This is a genomic window from Pilimelia anulata (assembly GCF_014647895.1).
GTDB lineage: Bacteria > Actinomycetota > Actinomycetes > Mycobacteriales > Micromonosporaceae > Pilimelia > Pilimelia anulata.
The window spans coordinates 110,284-126,895 of the sequence record NZ_BMQB01000006.1; the positions used below are offsets into that span (position 1 = coordinate 110,284).

Consider the following 16,612-nt stretch of genomic DNA (forward strand, 5'->3'; position numbering starts at 1 on the left):
AGTGGCCGATGTTTCGGTCGGCCGATCGGTTGCGGGGGTTCCATCGGTGAACGCGTCGATGCGTACGGTCATGGGTTGGTGCGGGCAACGGCGCTCCGCGGCACGCGGCACGATCATGGCCGGGCTGGCAGCCGCGCTGGTGGTGAACCTCGGCGCGCCGGGCGCGTTCGGCGCGCCCGCGCGCCCGGCGGCGCCCGTCGCGCCGCACGCGGTGACGCCGAAGCCGCAGCAACGCTGGGGCTCGGCCGACGGGCTCGGCCACCTGGCCGCCGGCAGCGCGAACCGGCACCTGCCGGCCTCCACCCGCGGGCGGTTCCCGCTGCTGGCGCCGCGCGCGGTCCGGCCCGGCAACGCCGCGAGCTTCCGGATGCTGACCGCCGCGCCCGCGGCCGCGGGGCTGCGCGCGGGCGCGGTCGAGGTGCCGGAGGGCGCCGGGCCGGGCCGGCGGCTGTTCCGCAACCCGGACGGCACGCAGACCACCGAGCTGAGCCTCGCCGGCCCGGACGTGGGCAGCATCGGGCCCAGCGACGCGATGTACGTGCACGGGACCGGCTCGGTGGGCCGCAACAGCGAGTACCTGTACGTCGGGCGCGGCCCCCGCGACCCCGGGGTGCCCGCCGAGGTCGACAGCCGGCCGGCCGCGACATACCTCAAGTTCGACGTGGACAGCATCAGGCGGCACACGATCCTCGGCGCGATGCTCTCCTACGCGCAGGCGTTCGCGCCGACCTGCGCCGCCCGGGCGATGACCGTGCACCCGGTGACCGAGGGCTGGTCCTCGGGCGGCGACCACGGCTACCCCGGCCCGCGGGTCGGCGGCTCGCTGGCCCGCAAGTCGGCCAACCGCGGGTACGTCCCGCACGGCCAGCAGTCGCCCTGCCCGGCCGGCGCCGACGCCGTCGACCTCGGCGCGGCCGGCGCCAAGCTGATCCAGGGCTGGGCGAACGGCGCCGCCAACAACGGCCTGTCGCTGCGCGCGTCCACCTCGGACGCCTCGGCCTGGAAGGCGCTCGCCGGCCCGGCCACCCCGAACAAGCCGAAGCTGTACGTGACGCACTCGCCGTACAACGCGGCGTACGCGATCCCGAACCCGCGCCCCAACCCGGAGGTCACCCAGGCCCGCGGCGGGCGGGTCGCGGTCACCGTCACCAACCGCGGCGCCGCCGACTGGAAGGTCGGCGAGCACTACCTCGGGTACCGGATCTACGGCGCGGCCGACCACAAGCCGATCGGCCAGCAGAAGGCCGGCGCGCTGCCGGCCGCCGTGCCGGTGGGGAAGTCCGCGACAATCGACGCGCTGATCCAGCCGCTGCCGCCGGGGGCGTACCTGATCGACTTCTCAATGGTGGTCAAGGGCGCGTTCTACACCGACCACCAGGTCCCGCCCGGCCGGCTGACCCTGCACGTGTTCGACAAGCCGGCCGACATCCGCGCGGCCTTCCCGCCGAACGGGTACACCAGCGAGGTACTCACGCCGACGCTGCTGGTGCAGGCCGTCGACCCGGACGCCCCGGCGAACTCGGCCCTCCAGTACCGGTTCGAGCTGTGCGACAACGACGACGACGGCAACCCGATCAAGGCGACCTGCAAGACGACGCCGTACTCGACCGACTCGATGTGGACCGTGCCCGTCGGCCGGATGCAGTGGAGCAAGGGGTACACCTGGTCGGCGACGGTCAAGGACACCAGCACCGAGGTGCCGCTGGGCCGGGCCACGATCGGCACCGCGGTACCGCAGCCGGCGATCGTCGGCAACCTGGCCGGCGCGCCGCAGGCGGCGCAGGGCCGCGAGTTCGACGCCCGGCTGGGCAACGTCAGCTTCACCGCGGTCGACGCGACGCTGGCCGGCACCGGGCTCGACCCGAACGTCGTCCGCACGTACAACAGCCTGGACCCGCGCCGGGACGGGCTGTTCGGCGCCGGCTGGTCCAGCCGGTTCGACATGCGGCTGACCGCGGACACCGACGGCAGCGGCAGCCAGGTGGTCACGTACCCGGACGGGCAGGTGGTCCGGTTCGGCCGCAACGCCGACGGCACGTACGCGGCGCCGCGCGGCCGGGTGGCCAAGCTGTACGTCGAGCGGGACGCGTTCCGGCTCAAGGACCGCACCGGCGCGGTGTACAGCTTCGGCAGCAGCGGGCGGCTGTTCCGGGCCGAGGACCGGTACGGCAAGGCGCTGCGGCTGACGTACGACACCCAGCTCGGCAGCGGCAGGCTCGTGTCGATGGAGGTGCTCGGCAACGAGGACAAGCCGATCCGCACGCTGCGGATCGAGTCCGACGGCAAGCGGATCCGGAAGATCTCCACCGAGCCGGTCAACGGCGCGCCGCTGACCTGGTCGTACGAGTACGAGGGCGACCTCCTGCGCCGCGTCTGCGGGCCGCGGGCCGGCGAGTGCGCCGCCTACGAGTACACCGAGGGCAGCCACTACCGCACGGCCGTGCACGACGCCCGCCCGGAGTCGTACTGGCGGCTCGGCGACCCGGTCGGCGCCGACGCGGCGGCCAGCGACGTGGCGGTGAACCTCGGCCGGGACGCCGGGAAGGCCCGCAACGTCACCTTCGGGGCCGACGGCCGGCTGGCCGGCAGCCCCAACAAGGCGGCCTCGTTCAACGGCGTCGACTCCTCGATCGCGCTGCCGATGGGCGCGCTGAAGAAGGCCCGCGACGCCGCGGTCGAGCTGTGGTTCAAGCTGCCGCCGGGCCACAACCCCGGCCCGCTGCTGGCCTACCAGGACGCGCCGGCCGGCTCCAACAAGGTCACCAAGGGCGTGCCGATCCTGTATGTCGACCGGGACGGCTTCGTCCGCGGCCAGTTCGCCACCGGGCGGATCGAGCCGATCCGGGCGCCGGTGTACCTCCTCGACGGCAAGTGGCACCACGTCGTGCTGTCCGCCGCCAACGGCGTGCAGACGCTGTACGTGGACGGCGTCGCGCAGGGCAAGCTGACCGGCGCGATCGACTCCGCGGCGCTGAACCACGCCCAGATCGGCGCGGGCACGGCCACCGGCGCGTGGCCGGAGTGGTTCGGCCAGCCGACCCAGTCGTTCGGCGGGACGATCGACGAGGTCGCGCTGTACCTGCGGCCGCTCGGCCCCGAGGCGGTCGCCGCGCACTACGGCATGGCCGGGGCCGTCGCGCACCGGCTGAGCAAGTACACGCTGCCCAGCGGCCGGGTCGCCGCCGAGGCGGAGTACGACGCCGACGCCGACCGGGTCCGCGAGTACACCGACGAGCACGGCGGCACCTGGGAGATCGGCCGCCCGACCGTCTACGGCGACGCCACCGACCTGCGGCTCAGCGTGCAGGTGCTGGACCCGCGCGACCACCCGTACCTGTACGAGTACGACGCGCTCGGGGGCCAGATGCTGCGCTCGGGCACCCCGCTCGGCATCGAGGCGGTCGACGACGACCCGACCCGGCCGACCCCGAGCCCGTCGCCGACCGGGCCGGTCGAGGTGTGCACGAAGCCGGACCCCGGCGACCCGATGTTCTGCACGGAGATCCCGTCCAGCGGCGGCGGTCCGGTGTTCGTCAAGCACCCGCTCAAGGGCATGGCGATCCGGTCGTTCGAGTACGACCGCGGCCGGCTGCGCACGATCCGCAACGAGAACGGCTTCGCCGTCGAGCTGGCGTACGACAAGCGCGGCAACGTCACCCAGCGCAGGACGTGCCGCACGCTGGAGCCGGCCGGCGGCTTCGGCCAGTGCAGCACCACGTACTCGACGTACCCGGCCGGGGTGACCGACCCGTTCGACCCGCTCGGCGACCTGATGACCGAGAGCCGGGACGGCCGGTCGGCCGACGCCAGGGACGAGACGTACCTGACCAGGCTGGAGTACGACCCGTTCGGCGCCGTCCGCAAGCAGACCAGCCCCGGCTGGGTGGAGGTGGCGCACCGGTACACGACGGGGTTCTCGCCGGCCGCCGACGGCGGCACCACCCCGCCCGGCCTGCTCGCGGCGACGACGGACGCGAAGGGCAAGGAGACCACCTACGCCTACTACCGCACCGGCGACCTCGCCCGGGTCACCGAGCCGTCGGGGCTGCGCACCGAGTACGCGTACGACGGGCTCGGCCGCAAGCTCACCGAGAAGGTCATCTCGGACACCCACCCGGCCGGCGCGACCACCACGTACACCTACGAGGAGCACGGCTGGCTCGCCTCGGCCACCGGCCCGGCCACCCGCAACGCGGTCACCGGGGCCGAGCACCAGCAGCAGACCACGTACGCGTACGACCCCGACGGCGCGCTGCTGTCCACCACCGTCGCCGACCTGAAATCGGACGCGCCGAAGCGGACCACGACGACCGAGTACGACGAGTACCGCAACGCCGTCCGCACGGTCGACGCCGAGGGCGGCGAGACGACGTACGACCACGACCGGTTCGGCAACAAGGTGCTGGAGGTCGACGCCAACGGCAACCAGTACGCCTACCGGTACACCGCCGCGCAGAAGATCGCCGAGGTGCGGCTGCGGGACTGGCGCGACGACCCCGAGGACGCGCCGCGCCGGGCGAGCCGGGACCTGGTCCTGCACTCGTACTCCTACGACTACGCCGGCCGGCTGGCCAGCGACACCGACGCGATGGGCCGCCGGCTGGAGTACAGCTACCTCGGCGACGACCTGCTGCACCGGATCGTGCTGAAGAACCTGGTCATCCCCGGCTGCACGAAGCCGAAGCCGGAGGACTGCCGGCGGGACTACGTCGTCGAGGAGAACTCCTACGACAACGCCGGCCACCTGGTCCGGCGGACCGGCGCCGACGGCAAGCGGGTCCAGGAGTTCGGCATCGACCCGGCCGGGCGGATGACGTTCACCGCCGACGACCCGAACGGGCTGGACCGGCGGACCGCGTTCCTGCGCGACGGCAACGGCAACGTGACCCGCACGAACCGGTACGGCCGGCCGTCCAACATGCCGGGCTTCTTCCGCCCGGACCGCACCGAGCAGGTCGAGTTCGACTACAGCCCGGCCGGGCGGGTGACCGAGGAGCGGGTCCGCGACGTCGACGGCAAGCAGGTCCGGACCACCGGGCACGCGTACGACCAGCGCGGGCTCCCGCTGTCCACGACCGACCCGCGCGGCTACGCCGAGGGCGCGGACAAGTCGGCGTACACGACGACCTTCGCCCACGACGAGCTGGGCCGGCAGACCTCGGTCACCGCGCCGGAGGCCCCGGTCGAGGCCGGCAGCGCCCGCCGCGGCCCGCGCCGCGGCGCGGCCAGGGCGAGCACGGTCAGCGGGTACGACGCGTTCGGCGACCTCGTCGCCGTGCGCGACCCGCGCGGCCACGTCACCCGGACCGAGTACGACCGGCTCGGCCGCCCCGTCAAGCGGATCGCGCCGGCCTACCGGGCGCCCGGCAGTGACAGCACGGTCACGCCGACGGAGGAGACGGCGTACGACGCGCTCGGCAACGCCGTCCGCGTCCGCGACGCCGAGGGCAACGAGACCCGGCTGAGCTACGACCGGCTCAACCACGTGATCACCCGGGACGAGCCGGCCGGCGACGGCGGCCGGGCGATCCGCCGGTACACCTACTACCGCACCGGCGAGATCCGCTCGGTCACCGACCCGACCGGCGCGTACAGCGAGTCCACCTACGACGAGCTGGACCGGCTGACCTCGGTGACGCAGGTGGAGCGCCGCCCGGCGCGCGCCGAGCTGACCACCCTGATGACGTACACGCCGGCCGGCGACCTTGCCACCGTCACCTCGCCGACCGGCGCGGTGACCACCCACCGGTACGACGCCGCCGGCGACCGGACCGGCACCACCAGCCCGAACGGCGTCACCATCGGCTTCGGGTACGACCAGTTCGGCCGCCTGGCCCGGACCATCGACGGCCGCAACCGGGTCGTCCGGACCGACCACAACGCCTTCGGCGAGCGCAGCCGGGACTGGAACGCCAAGCCGGCCAGCGACCCCGCCGCGGACGAGATGCTGCGCGAGCAGCGGTACCGGTACGACGACGCCGGCAACCTCGTCGAGTCGATCGACCCGGACAAGCAGTCGACCACCTACGAGTACGACGCCCTGAACCGCCTCGCCAAGCAGGTCGAGCCGGTCAGCGCCGACGAGTCGATCACCACCACGTTCGGCTACGACGTCGCCGGCAACCGCGCCCGGTACACCGACGGCCGCGGCCACAGCACCTTCTACACCACCAACAGCCTCGGCCTGCCCGAGTCGGTGATCGAGCCGCGCACCGACGCGCACCCCGAGCCGGACCAGCGCACCTGGACCGTCGGGTACGACCCGCTCGGCCGGGCCCGCCGCCTGGTCGCGCCGGGCAACGTCGCCCGGGAGCGCACGTACGACGCCGCCGGCCGGCTGCGCACCGAGACCGGCACCGGCGCCGAGGCCGGCACCGCCGAGCGCAGGCTGGGCTACGACGCGGCCGGGCGGCTGACCACCAGCGCCGGGCCGAAGGGGACCAGCGAGTTCACGTACAACGACCGCGGCGCCCTCATCGGCTCCACCGGCGCGGCCGGGCGGGCGACGTTCGCGTTCGACGGCGACGGCAACATGGTCGGCCGGACCGACGCCGCCGGCACCGCCACCTTCGGCTACGACCGCGGTCGGCTCGACACCGTCACCGACGCGGCGACCGGCGCCACCCAGCGGTACGGCTACGACGCGGCCGGCGCGACCGGGAGCATCGACTACGGCGCGGGCCGGGTCCGCACGTTCGACTACGACGCGTTCGGCCAGTTGTCGACCGACGTCCTGCGCAACGCCACCGGCGCCACGGTCGCGTCCGTGACCTACGCCTACGACCTCAACGGCCACCTGACCCAGAAGAAGACCGCCGGGGTGGCCGACGCGGGGACCAACGCCTACGCGTACGACCGGGCGGGTCGCCTGACCAAGTGGACCGGCCCGCGCGGCACCGTCGACTACGCCTGGGACCGGTCCGGCAACCGCACCCGCGCCGGCCCGAAGACCTCGACGTACGACGAGCGCAACCGGCTGCTCGCCGACGGCGACTACACGTACGCGTACACCGCCCGCGGCACCCGGTCCGGGCGGACCAGCTCCGGCCTGACCGAGCCGTACTCCTTCGACGCGTTCGACCGGCTGGTCCGCGCCGACAAGGAGGAGTACGCGTACGACAGCCTCGACCGGGTCGCCGACCGCAACGGCGTCGACTTCGCCTACGCCGGCACCAGCGACGAGCCGGTCGGCGACGGCGAGCAGCAGTTCGCCCGCGGCCCCGCCGACGAGCTGCTGGCCGTCGCGCAGGGCGACCGCAAGCACCTGACCCTGCTCGACGCCCACGACGACGTCGTCGGCACCCTCGACCCGGCCGACAGCGGCGCGGCGACGCTCCCGGCGTCCACCTCCTACGACCCGTTCGGCCAGGTCACCGCCCGGACCGGCGAGACCGGCCGGATCGGCTTCCAGGGCGACTGGACCGCACCCGGCACGGGCCGGGTCAACATGGGCGCCCGCTGGTACGAGCCGAACACCGGCGGCTTCGCCTCCCGGGACAGCGTCGCGTACCGCGCCGGCGACTCGATCCTCGCCAACCGGTACGCCTACGGCGCCGGCGCCCCCCTCGACCACGCCGACCCGGACGGCCACTGGCCCGGCTGGCTCGACCGCGCCCGCCAGTCCGCCGGCAACATGATCAGCGGCGCGATCTCCGCCGTCGGCCACGCGGTCAACACCGGCATCCGGTTCATCGGCTCCGCCCTGCGCACCGTCGGCCACTACCTCAGCGAGGGCGCGAAGTGGCTGTACCAGAAGGTCCGCGCCGGGGTGAGCTGGGTCGCCGAGAAGGTCGGCCAGGGCATGCGCGCCCTGCGCGCGGGCTTCAACTGGGCCAAGGAGCGCGCGGCGGCGATCGCCAGGGCCGCGTACGAACGGGCGCGCGAGGTCACCAGACAGGCCCGCGCGGCGATCGACCACGCGATCAAGCACACGGTCCTGCCGGTCCTCAAGGCCGTCACCAAGCCGGTCCTCAACGGCCTCAAGGCCGTCGTCTCGGCCACGGCGAAGCTGCCCGCGGCCGTCGTCTCGGTGGCCCGCCAGGCGATCGCCGACCCGGCGAAGTTCGCCAGGGACCTGTACGAACGCTCGGTCGAGGCCGCCGGCGCGGTCGTCGAGACGGTCTCGCAAGCCGCCCAGGCGGTCGGCCAGTTCGTCGCCGACAACAAGGCGGCGATCATCGGCGCGGTCGCCGGGATCGCGGTCGGCATCGGCTGCGGCGTCGCGATCGGCTGGACCGGCGTCGGGGCGGTGGCCTGCGGGGCGCTCGCGGGGGCGGTCGGGTCGGCGGTCACCGGGGCGATCAACGGCGAGCGCGGGATGGACCTGGTCAAGTCCACGGTGGGCGGGGCGCTGCTGGGCGGCCTGACGGGCGGACTCGGCTCGGTCGCCGGAGCCGGCCTCAAGGCGGGCATCGGGGCGCTGTCCGGCGGCCTGCGCGGCGCGGGTACGGCGGCGCGGCAGGCCATGGCCGGGGAGGCCGGGGAGATCGCGGCCGGGCGGCTGTCGGGCGGGGCGCTGCGCGGGGCGCGGCCGTGCAACAGCTTCACGCCGACGACGGCGGTGCTGATGGCGGACGGGTCGAGCAAGCCGATCGCGGACGTCAAGGTCGGGGAGATGGTCCGGGCGACCGATCCGACGACAGGGAAGACGGAGTCGCGCGCGGTCACCGACGTCATCGCCGGGGACGGCGACAAGTCCCTCGTGGAGATCACTGTCGAGAGCGGTCGGGGGAAGGCCGGGAAGGTCACGGCTACCGACGGGCACCACTTCTGGGCGGTGGATCTGCGGCGGTGGGTCGAGGCGAAGGACCTCAAGCCCGGTTACCGATTCCTCACTGCGGACAACCGCCCTACGCGCGTCCTCGGCACGCGGTCCTGGCGACAGCAGCAGCCGGTCTACAACCTCACTGTTGACGGGCTGCATTCGTACTATGTTTCGAGCGGCGCGAGTGACGTACTCGTCCACAATTGCGGCCGGCACGAGCTGGGCGGTGGCCGGCACCGCCAAGCCGGCGAGGGGTATGTCGGGCGGCACCGCGCGCCGGAGTACAAGACCTACCACGGCCGCCACTTCGCGGAGGGCCCGCCGGATTACGTCGGTGCGCACCGGGCGGACACGCTGTTCGACAAGCTCGGCGCCAAGATCGGCCCACAGGTGCACGAGGCCGGTCACCAGGGCTGGGAATTGTCGAGCCAACTCGCCGGCCTGGTCGAGGGGGCCACCACATCGCCAGCTCTGATCGGTGGTGCCCGTGGACTAGGCTTCGTGATCGGTGGCGTTCGCGGGTGGATGGCCGGCGCGCGCGACGGCGCGAATCCATGGCGGCTACCGGTCTACACCAGACCGCACGATTTCACCTAGCTACGGAAGCCGAAATGGAATTCACGCGACAAGCGATGCAGGTTCTGCGCGACGCCGTCGATCAGTGTCGTGCGCGGGGTATCGGCCGAGTGGAAACCGGACACCTCCTCTACTGCTTGTGTCCGGCGTTACCGCCGTACCATCAGCGGGTCGCGGGTGTGCGCGAACGGCTGTGGAGAGAAGCCACCCGGGAGACCGGCGGTACGGCGGCGGAGCTCCGCTACTGGCGTGCGACGGAGGAGCGCAACCCCCCGAGCGAGAGTGCCCGCTGGTCGGTCGATGCGGCGTTGCGCGAGGCGACGGGGGGAGCCGATGCCTCGTTCGGACCCGCGGCCCGGGCCGCCCTGCGCCGCGCGGTGGAAGTCGCGAACGATCACGGTGCGTGGAACGCGGACGCCATCCACATGTTGATCGGCGCTGCCCAGCCGACGGACACCGGTTTGTCGCGGTTGCTGGCGGCCGCGGATGCCACGAGCGCGGCGCTGTTGGCGGATCCGCAGGTTGCGGAGGTCCTGGGGAACACCGGCGAGCCGGTCGCGGCCGGCTGTGGCGTGCTCCGGGCCTCGGGCGCGTTCGTCGACAAGCCGGGCAGGGGGATTCGCCTGCTCGCGCGGTTCGGGGGTCGGTCGAAGCGATGGGACGGGCAGCCGGTCCTTTCCGCTGTCGCCCGCGAGGCGGAACGCCAGGTCCAACGATCCGGGTCCGCGTCGGTGGCCGACGCCCACCTGCTCCTGGCGCTCGCCCAGTTGGCGACCGACGTGGCCGTCCTGGGCGCCTCCTTCGTCCCGGAGTTCGCCGGGACCGACCGCACGCTCACGGCACTGCGCCGGGCAGCGGGGAATCCCGAGACGTTGCAGATGGCCGCGGCGGAAATCGTCGATGTACGGGGGGAGTCCGATTCGCCGTTTGCCGCGCAGGCGGAGGAGCGACTGCGCGAGTGGTTCGCCGGCAGCGGCATTCAACCCGTTCAGGGCGACACCATTTTGCGCCGACTTCTCGAGCAAGGCGACGATTCGGTGAGTGCCCTGCTGCGGCGGGCCGGACTCGATCGAATCGCCCTGGCGCGCGTGATTCCGCCGCCGCAGTAACGACCCCACCTGCGACGGCGTTGGACCCAATCCTGCGAAAGGTAGTCATGTGATAGTCGGAAGATCGTGGCGATCGGCGGCGCTCGGCGCGGTGGTGACCCTCACCGCCCCCCTCTTGTTCACCACGCCGGCGGTGGCGGGCGGTGCGGCCGGGTGGAAGTGCGGAAAGACCGCGTGGGTGTTCGCGTCCGTCAAGGATAAGGACAGCACGAGCCTGCACCTGTACCAGATCAGTGGCCCCGGCACCGCCACCCCCAAGGTCGCCAAGAAGACCGAGTTCGGCAAGGGCTGGGATCAGTACGGCCGCATCCTCGGCGGCCCGAACGGCCGCATCTACGCCATCCACCCCACCGAGGGCCTGTTCCGGTACCGGTGGCTCGGCGACAAGTGGGAGGAGCCGAGCCGCAAGCTGATCAGCAAGAGCTTCACCCGGTACGCCGGCTCCGCGAACCGCAACAAGATCACGGTGGATCACCGCGGCGACATCTACCTGATCGACGGCGAGGGCGTGCTGCGCGCGTACCGGTGGAACGAGGCGGCCAACGACTGGGACTTCGCCCAGCGGCCGCTCGCGACCGGATGGTCCAAGTACGACATGGTGACCGCCGTCGGCCCCGGCGTCCTGATGACCCGGACGCCGGCGGGGGTGCTGTTCCGGCACCACTACGACCTCACCACGCAGCGGTGGCTCGCCCGCGACGTGCAGGTCGGCAACGGCGGCTGGCAGCGGTTCGACCGGGGGGTCACGTCGGCGGGCGGGGAGACGCTATTCGCCCTGAACGACGACCACCAGCTCCTGCACTACCGGTACGAGCGGTCGAACAACTCGTGGCCGGTGCAGGCCGCGAGGGTCGTGGACAAGTGGGACGAGGTCCGCGACATCGCGGCGACCAGCACGACCTGCACCGCCGACCTGCCCGCGCCGGCGGACGTGGAGGTGCCGCTGCGGTCGTTCAGCCGGGTGGCCGCCCTGCGGGCCGGGGGCGCCAGCGGGCCGCTGGACGTCGCGCTGACCGACAACGCCGGGGTGCTCCGGCACGGGCGGCTGTCCGGCGGCGGCACCGTGCAGTGGACGCCGATCTCCGGTGACCAGGCGTTCGCCGGCGAGCCGGTGCTGACCGCGAGCCCCAAGGGCGTCGTGTCGGCGTACGGGCACAACCAGAACGGCAACGTCCACGTGATCGCGCAGGCGGCCGAGGGGTCGCCGGCGTTCAAGCCGCCGGTCAACCTGGGCGGGGAGTTCGAGGACGCCGCCAGCGTGGTGACCCTGACCGACGGGCGGGTGATCGTCTTCGCGGTCGACCCCGACGGCGGCCTGTGGAGCCGGACGCAGGACCCGGCCGCCGACGACGGGCTGCTGCCGTGGGTGAGGGTCACCGCGCCGCCGCTCGCCGAGGCGCCGTGGGCCGCGGCGCTGAGCGACAACGGGTTCGAGCTGGTCGGCCTGGACGCGTCCGGGGAGCTGCGGGGCGTCCGGTACGGCAAGGGTGCCTACGGCGAGTGGCAGAGCCTCGGCCAGGGGACGGTCGGCGAGCCCGCGGCGATCATCACGGCCGGCCCGCGGGCGCGGGTGTTCGCCCGGCTGCCCGACGGCCGCCTCGGCTCGCAGACGCAGAACCTGAACGGCACGTACCCGCAGAAGTGGAGCCCGGTCGGCGACCTCGTCGTGACCGGCGTCCCCGCGGCGATCCAGGGCACGACCCAGGACAGCCGGGTGCGGGTGGTGGCCCGGACCGAGGACGGCGCGATGCACCAGATCGCCGAGACGGCGAACGGCTCGGACACCTGGGGCTCCTGGGTGCGGATGACGCCCGCGGGCGAGGTCGCGCAGAGCGACCCGACGATCGCCACCCTCTCGGTGGACGGGCTGAGCACGTGGGGCGTGCTGTTCCGGTCGCCGGACGACGCGCTGCAGCTCTGGTACCAGAAGAACCCGCGGCGGGCCGGCAGCGCCGGCTTCGCGCGCGTCCGCGTGCCGATCCCGACCGGGCGGTGAGACAGCGGTGGGGCGGCCGGTTCACCCCGGCCGCCCCACCGCTCCGCGGCCGGGTTGACCCCGGCCGCCCTGCTTCAGTGGCCGGACCGGGCGGCCAGGACGCGGACGACCTCCTGCGCGGCCCGCCCGTCCCCGTACGGCGCCCCCCGCTCCGCCCCCGGCGCCGGCCGCGTGGCCAGCCCCCGCCACCGGTCCGCGCCGACCTCGCGCGGCTCCGGCACCAGGTGGTTCCAGCCGTCGGCCAGCGTCTCCACCCACTCCGTCTCCGGGCGCAGCGTGGTGCACGGGCGGCCGAGCAGGAACGCCTCCTTCTGCAGCCCGCCCGAGTCGGTGACCACGCCGGCCGCGCCGAGCACGCCGGCGACCATGCCCGCGTACGGCAGGGGGCGGCCGACCCGGACCGCGCCGCGGCCGAGCTTCAGGCCGTGCTGGTCGGCCTTGGCGACCAGCCGCGGGTGGGCGAGCAGCGCGACCGGGACGGGCAGGTCGGCCAGGGCGTCGAGCAGGCCGGCGAGGCGGTCGCGGTCGTCGGTGTTCTCGGCGCGGTGCAGGGTGGCCAGCAGGTACGGGCGGGTCGGGTCGATGCCCTCCGGGAGCGCCGGCGGGGGGACCTCGCCGCGGGTGACCGCGTCGCGGACGCGCAGGCAGACGTCGACCATCACGTCGCCGACCAGGACCGAGCGGGCGGCCAGGCCCTCGGTGGCGAGGTGGCGCACGGCCTCCTCGGTGGGGGCGAGCAGCAGGTCGGCGGCGTGGTCGGTGAGGACGCGGTTGTGCTCCTCGGGCATCCGGCGGTTGAACGAGCGGAGGCCGGCCTCCAGGTGGGCGACCGGGATGTGCTGCTTCACCGCGGCCACGGCCGCGGCCAGCGTCGAGTTGGTGTCGCCGTAGACGAGGACCCAGTCGGGGCGGTCGTCGAGGAAGACCGGTTCGAGGGCGGCCAGCATGGCGCCGGTCTGGGCGCCGTGGTTGCCGGAGCCGATGCCCAGGTGGACGTCTGGGTCGGGGATGCCGAGGCCGCTGAAGAAGACGTCGGACAGGTCGGCGTCGTAGTGCTGGCCCGTGTGGACGATGCGGTGCTCGTACGGGGTGTCGGCGAACGCGGCGGCGACGGGGGCCAACTTGATCAACTGGGGGCGGGCCCCGACGACGCTGACGACCTTCACGGGCGGATCCCTCCGGCGGTACGGGCGGAATGAGCGCCTACACCGTACCGGCTCGGCCCCGCCCCGCCCGGACGGCCCGCCCGACACCGCCATGCGGTACTTCGAAGCGTGGTCGTGCGACTACGGAAAGTGCTAGATGTAGCGTTCCAGGATCGACGCCTCGGCCAGCCGGGACAGGCCCTCCCGGACGCCGCGGGCCCGGGTCTCGCCCACCCCGTCGACCGCCTGCAGGTCCTCGACCGTCGCGCCGAGCAGGCGTTGCAGGCTGGCGAAGTGCTCGACCAGCCGGTCGATCACCGCGCCGGGCAGCCGGGGTACCTTCGCCAGCAGCCGGAAGCCGCGCGGGCTGACCGCCGCCTCCAGCGCGTCGGTGGCGCCGGGGTAGCCGAGGGCGCGGGCGACCGCGACCAGGTCGATCAGCTCGGCGGCGTTGAGCAGGTCCAGCTCGACCAGCGCCTCGTCCAGCGTGCGGGCCCGCCGGCCGGCCGGCAGGTAGTCGCGGATGACCAGGGTGCGGTCGGCGTCCACGCCGGCCATCAGCTCGTCGAGCTGCAGGGCCAGCAGGCGGCCGTCGGTGCCCAGCTCGACCACGTACCCGGCGATCTCGTCGGCGATCCGGCGGACCATCTCCAGCCGCTGCACCACGGCGACCGCGTCCCGGACCGTCACCAGGTCCTCGATCTCCAATGCGGACAGCGTGCCCGAGACCTCGTCCAGCCGCAGCTTGTACCGCTCCAGCGTGGCGAGCGCCTGGTTGGCCCGGGACAGGATCGCGGCGGAGTCGTCCAGCACGTGCCGCTGGCCGTTGACGTACACGCCGATGATCCGCATCGACTGGCTCACCGAGATCACCGGGTGGCCGGTCTGCTTGGCGACCCGCTCGGCCGTCCGGTGCCGGGTGCCGGACTCCTCGGACGGGATGGACGAATCGGGCATCAGGTGCACGGCGGCGCGGACGATCCGGGTGCCGTCGCTGGACAGCACCACTGCGCCGTCCATCTTGCATAGCTCGCGCAGCCGGGTCGCGGAGAACTCGACGTCCAGGGCGAAGCCGCCGGTGCAGATGCTCTCGACCGTCCGGTCGAAGCCGAGGACGACCAGGGCGCCGGTGCGGCCGCGGAGGATGCGTTCGAGGCCGTCGCGCAGGGCCGTACCGGGGGCCATCAGCGCCAGGGTCGCCCGCAATGGGTCACCCGCACTGGTGCTGACGTGCTGTGCACCGCTCAACGCGACCCCCCAGGACCGGCTCGCCGCGCCGACGACCGCCGCGCGGCCCGGCCCGGCGTACGCCGGACCGGTGGGCTCGTGCCGCCGCGCCGGCTCGCCGCGACCGGCCTCCCGCTCGTCCCGGGAACGCCCGTCGCCGGACCGCCCGTCACCGGATGCGCTGTCGCGGTGACGCTCGTCACCGGAACGGTCATCGCGATGGCGGGCGTCGCGGTCAGTCGGCACCCCCACAGTCTACGGACTTCCCACCAGCGGTGGCCGGTCCGGGGGATCCGTCGGATTCCGTGCATCTTTCGTTCGCGGCAGCGACGTCGATCACTCGGCCGACACCCGGGCGGCCCAGTGCAGCGCGGCCTTCACATCGGCCACCTCGATCACCCGGAGCCCCTCCGGCGGCGACCCGGTCTCGCCGCCCCCGCAGCCGGGCGGCACCAGCGCCGCGGTGAAGCCCAGCCGGGCCGCCTCGGCCAGCCGGCGGCCGACCGCCCCGACCCGGCGGACCTCGCCGGTCAGGCCGACCTCGCCGATCGCCACCAGCCGCGGGTCGATGGCCAGGTTGAGGCCGCCGGAGGCCACCGCGAGCGAGACGGCCAGGTCGGCGGCCGGCTCGACCACCCGCATCCCGCCGACGGTCGCCGCGAACACCTCCCGGTCGTGCAGGGTCAGCTTGCCCGCCCGCCGCTGGAGCACCGCCAGCACCATCGCCAGCCGGGCGCCGTCCAGGCCCGATACCGTACGGCGGGGCGAGCCGGCCACGGTCGCGCCGATCAGCGCCTGCACCTCGGTGACCAGGGCGCGGCGGCCCTCCATCGCCACCGTCACGCAGGTGCCGGGGACGGGCTCGGCGTACCGGGTGAGGAACAGGCCGGACGGGTCCGGCAGGCCGGTCATCCCGCCCTCGTGCATCTCGAAGCAGCCGACCTCGTCGGCCGGGCCGAACCGGTTCTTCATGCCGCGGACCAGCCGCAGCGCCGAGTGCCGGTCGCCCTCGAAGTGCAGGACGACGTCGACCAGGTGCTCCAGCACCCGCGGCCCGGCGACGTTGCCGTCCTTGGTCACGTGCCCGACCAGGACCGTGGCGATGCCGCGCTCCTTGGCGACCGCGACCAGCGCCGCGGTGACCGCCCGGACCTGGGTGACCCCGCCGGCGATCCCGTCGGAGCCGGCCACGGAGAAGGTCTGCACCGAGTCGACCACCAGCAGGCCGGGGGCGACGGCGTCGAGGTGGCCGAGCAGGGCGCCGAGGTCGTTCTCCGCGGCCAGGTACAGCCGGTCGTCCAGCGCGCCGATCCGCTCGGCCCGCAGCCGGACCTGGCTCACCGACTCCTCGCCCGAGACGACCAGGGCGGGGGTGCCGGCGTGGCACGCCCACTGCTGGGCGACGTCCAGCAGCAGGGTGGACTTGCCGACGCCGGGCTCGCCGGCGAGCAGGACCACCGCGCCGGGGACCAGGCCGCCGCCGAGGACCCGGTCCAGCTCGCCGACGCCGGTGGGCTTGGCCCGGGCCGGGGCGGCGCTGATCGTGGCGATCGGCCGGGCCGGCTCGCTCGGCGCCCGCGCGACGACGGCCTTGCCGGCCACCACCGGGCCGGACACCGTGCACTCGACGATCGCGCCCCACTCGTGGCACTCGGGGCACCGGCCGACCCACTTGGGGGGCTGGTGCCCGCACGCGTCGCACTCGTACGCCGGGCGCTCCTTCGCGCCCCGCCGCACGCCCTGCCTGACCCCGCTGGCGCCCTGCCTGATCCCGCTGGCCCCGCTCGCTGTCGTC

6 protein-coding genes are annotated in these 16,612 nt (G+C 74.0%); 3 read left to right on the top strand and 3 right to left on the bottom strand.

All coding sequences use genetic code 11. The features are described 5' to 3' along the window. Positions 1-115 precede the first annotated feature (115 nt). Genes IEY94_RS14685 through IEY94_RS14695 form a run of 3 tightly spaced genes read left to right on the top strand, consistent with a single transcriptional unit; the run spans position 116 to position 12,445 of the window. Positions 116-9,361: a polymorphic toxin-type HINT domain-containing protein gene (locus IEY94_RS14685; protein ID WP_189170739.1), complete on the top strand. Its 9,246-nt coding sequence runs from the start codon at positions 116-118 to the stop codon at positions 9,359-9,361. A 14-nt stretch (positions 9,362-9,375) separates the two neighbouring features. Beyond that, positions 9,376-10,449 (top strand): hypothetical protein, encoded by a 1,074-nt coding sequence (locus IEY94_RS14690; RefSeq protein ID WP_189170740.1) that lies wholly within the window; start codon positions 9,376-9,378, stop codon positions 10,447-10,449. A gap of 49 nt (positions 10,450-10,498) precedes the next feature. Beyond that, entirely contained in the window at positions 10,499-12,445 is a 1,947-nt protein-coding gene (locus IEY94_RS14695) for a tachylectin-related carbohydrate-binding protein (protein WP_189170741.1), read from the top strand. 74 nt (positions 12,446-12,519) lie between these two features. Here the strand turns inward: IEY94_RS14695 and wecB are convergent, their stop codons facing one another. The 3 genes from wecB to radA all read right to left on the bottom strand — a co-directional run bounded on the left by wecB (position 12,520) and on the right by radA (position 16,587). After that, the gene (wecB, locus tag IEY94_RS14700) at positions 12,520-13,611 is read right to left on the bottom strand and encodes a non-hydrolyzing UDP-N-acetylglucosamine 2-epimerase (RefSeq protein ID WP_189170742.1); all 1,092 of its coding nucleotides are present in this window, start codon (positions 13,609-13,611) and stop codon (positions 12,520-12,522) included. Between the two features lie 132 nt (positions 13,612-13,743). Beyond that, complete coding sequence (gene disA / locus IEY94_RS14705; protein WP_189170743.1) at positions 13,744-14,838, bottom strand: DNA integrity scanning diadenylate cyclase DisA; 1,095 nt, start codon at positions 14,836-14,838, stop codon at positions 13,744-13,746. Between the two features lie 315 nt (positions 14,839-15,153). After that, positions 15,154-16,587 carry a DNA repair protein RadA gene (gene radA, locus IEY94_RS14710; protein ID WP_229784043.1) on the bottom strand — a complete coding sequence of 478 codons (1,434 nt, stop codon included), beginning with the start codon at positions 16,585-16,587 and terminating at the stop codon, positions 15,154-15,156. Positions 16,588-16,612: the final 25 nt, after the last annotated feature.

Bases quoted from the DNA above. Each gene is read 5' to 3' on its own strand.
- IEY94_RS14690 (WP_189170740.1), top strand. From the start codon at position 9,376: ATGGAATTCACGCGACAAGCGATGCAGGTTCTGCGCGACGCCGTCGAT.
- IEY94_RS14685 (WP_189170739.1), top strand. From the start codon at position 116: ATGGCCGGGCTGGCAGCCGCGCTGGTGGTGAACCTCGGCGCGCCGGGC.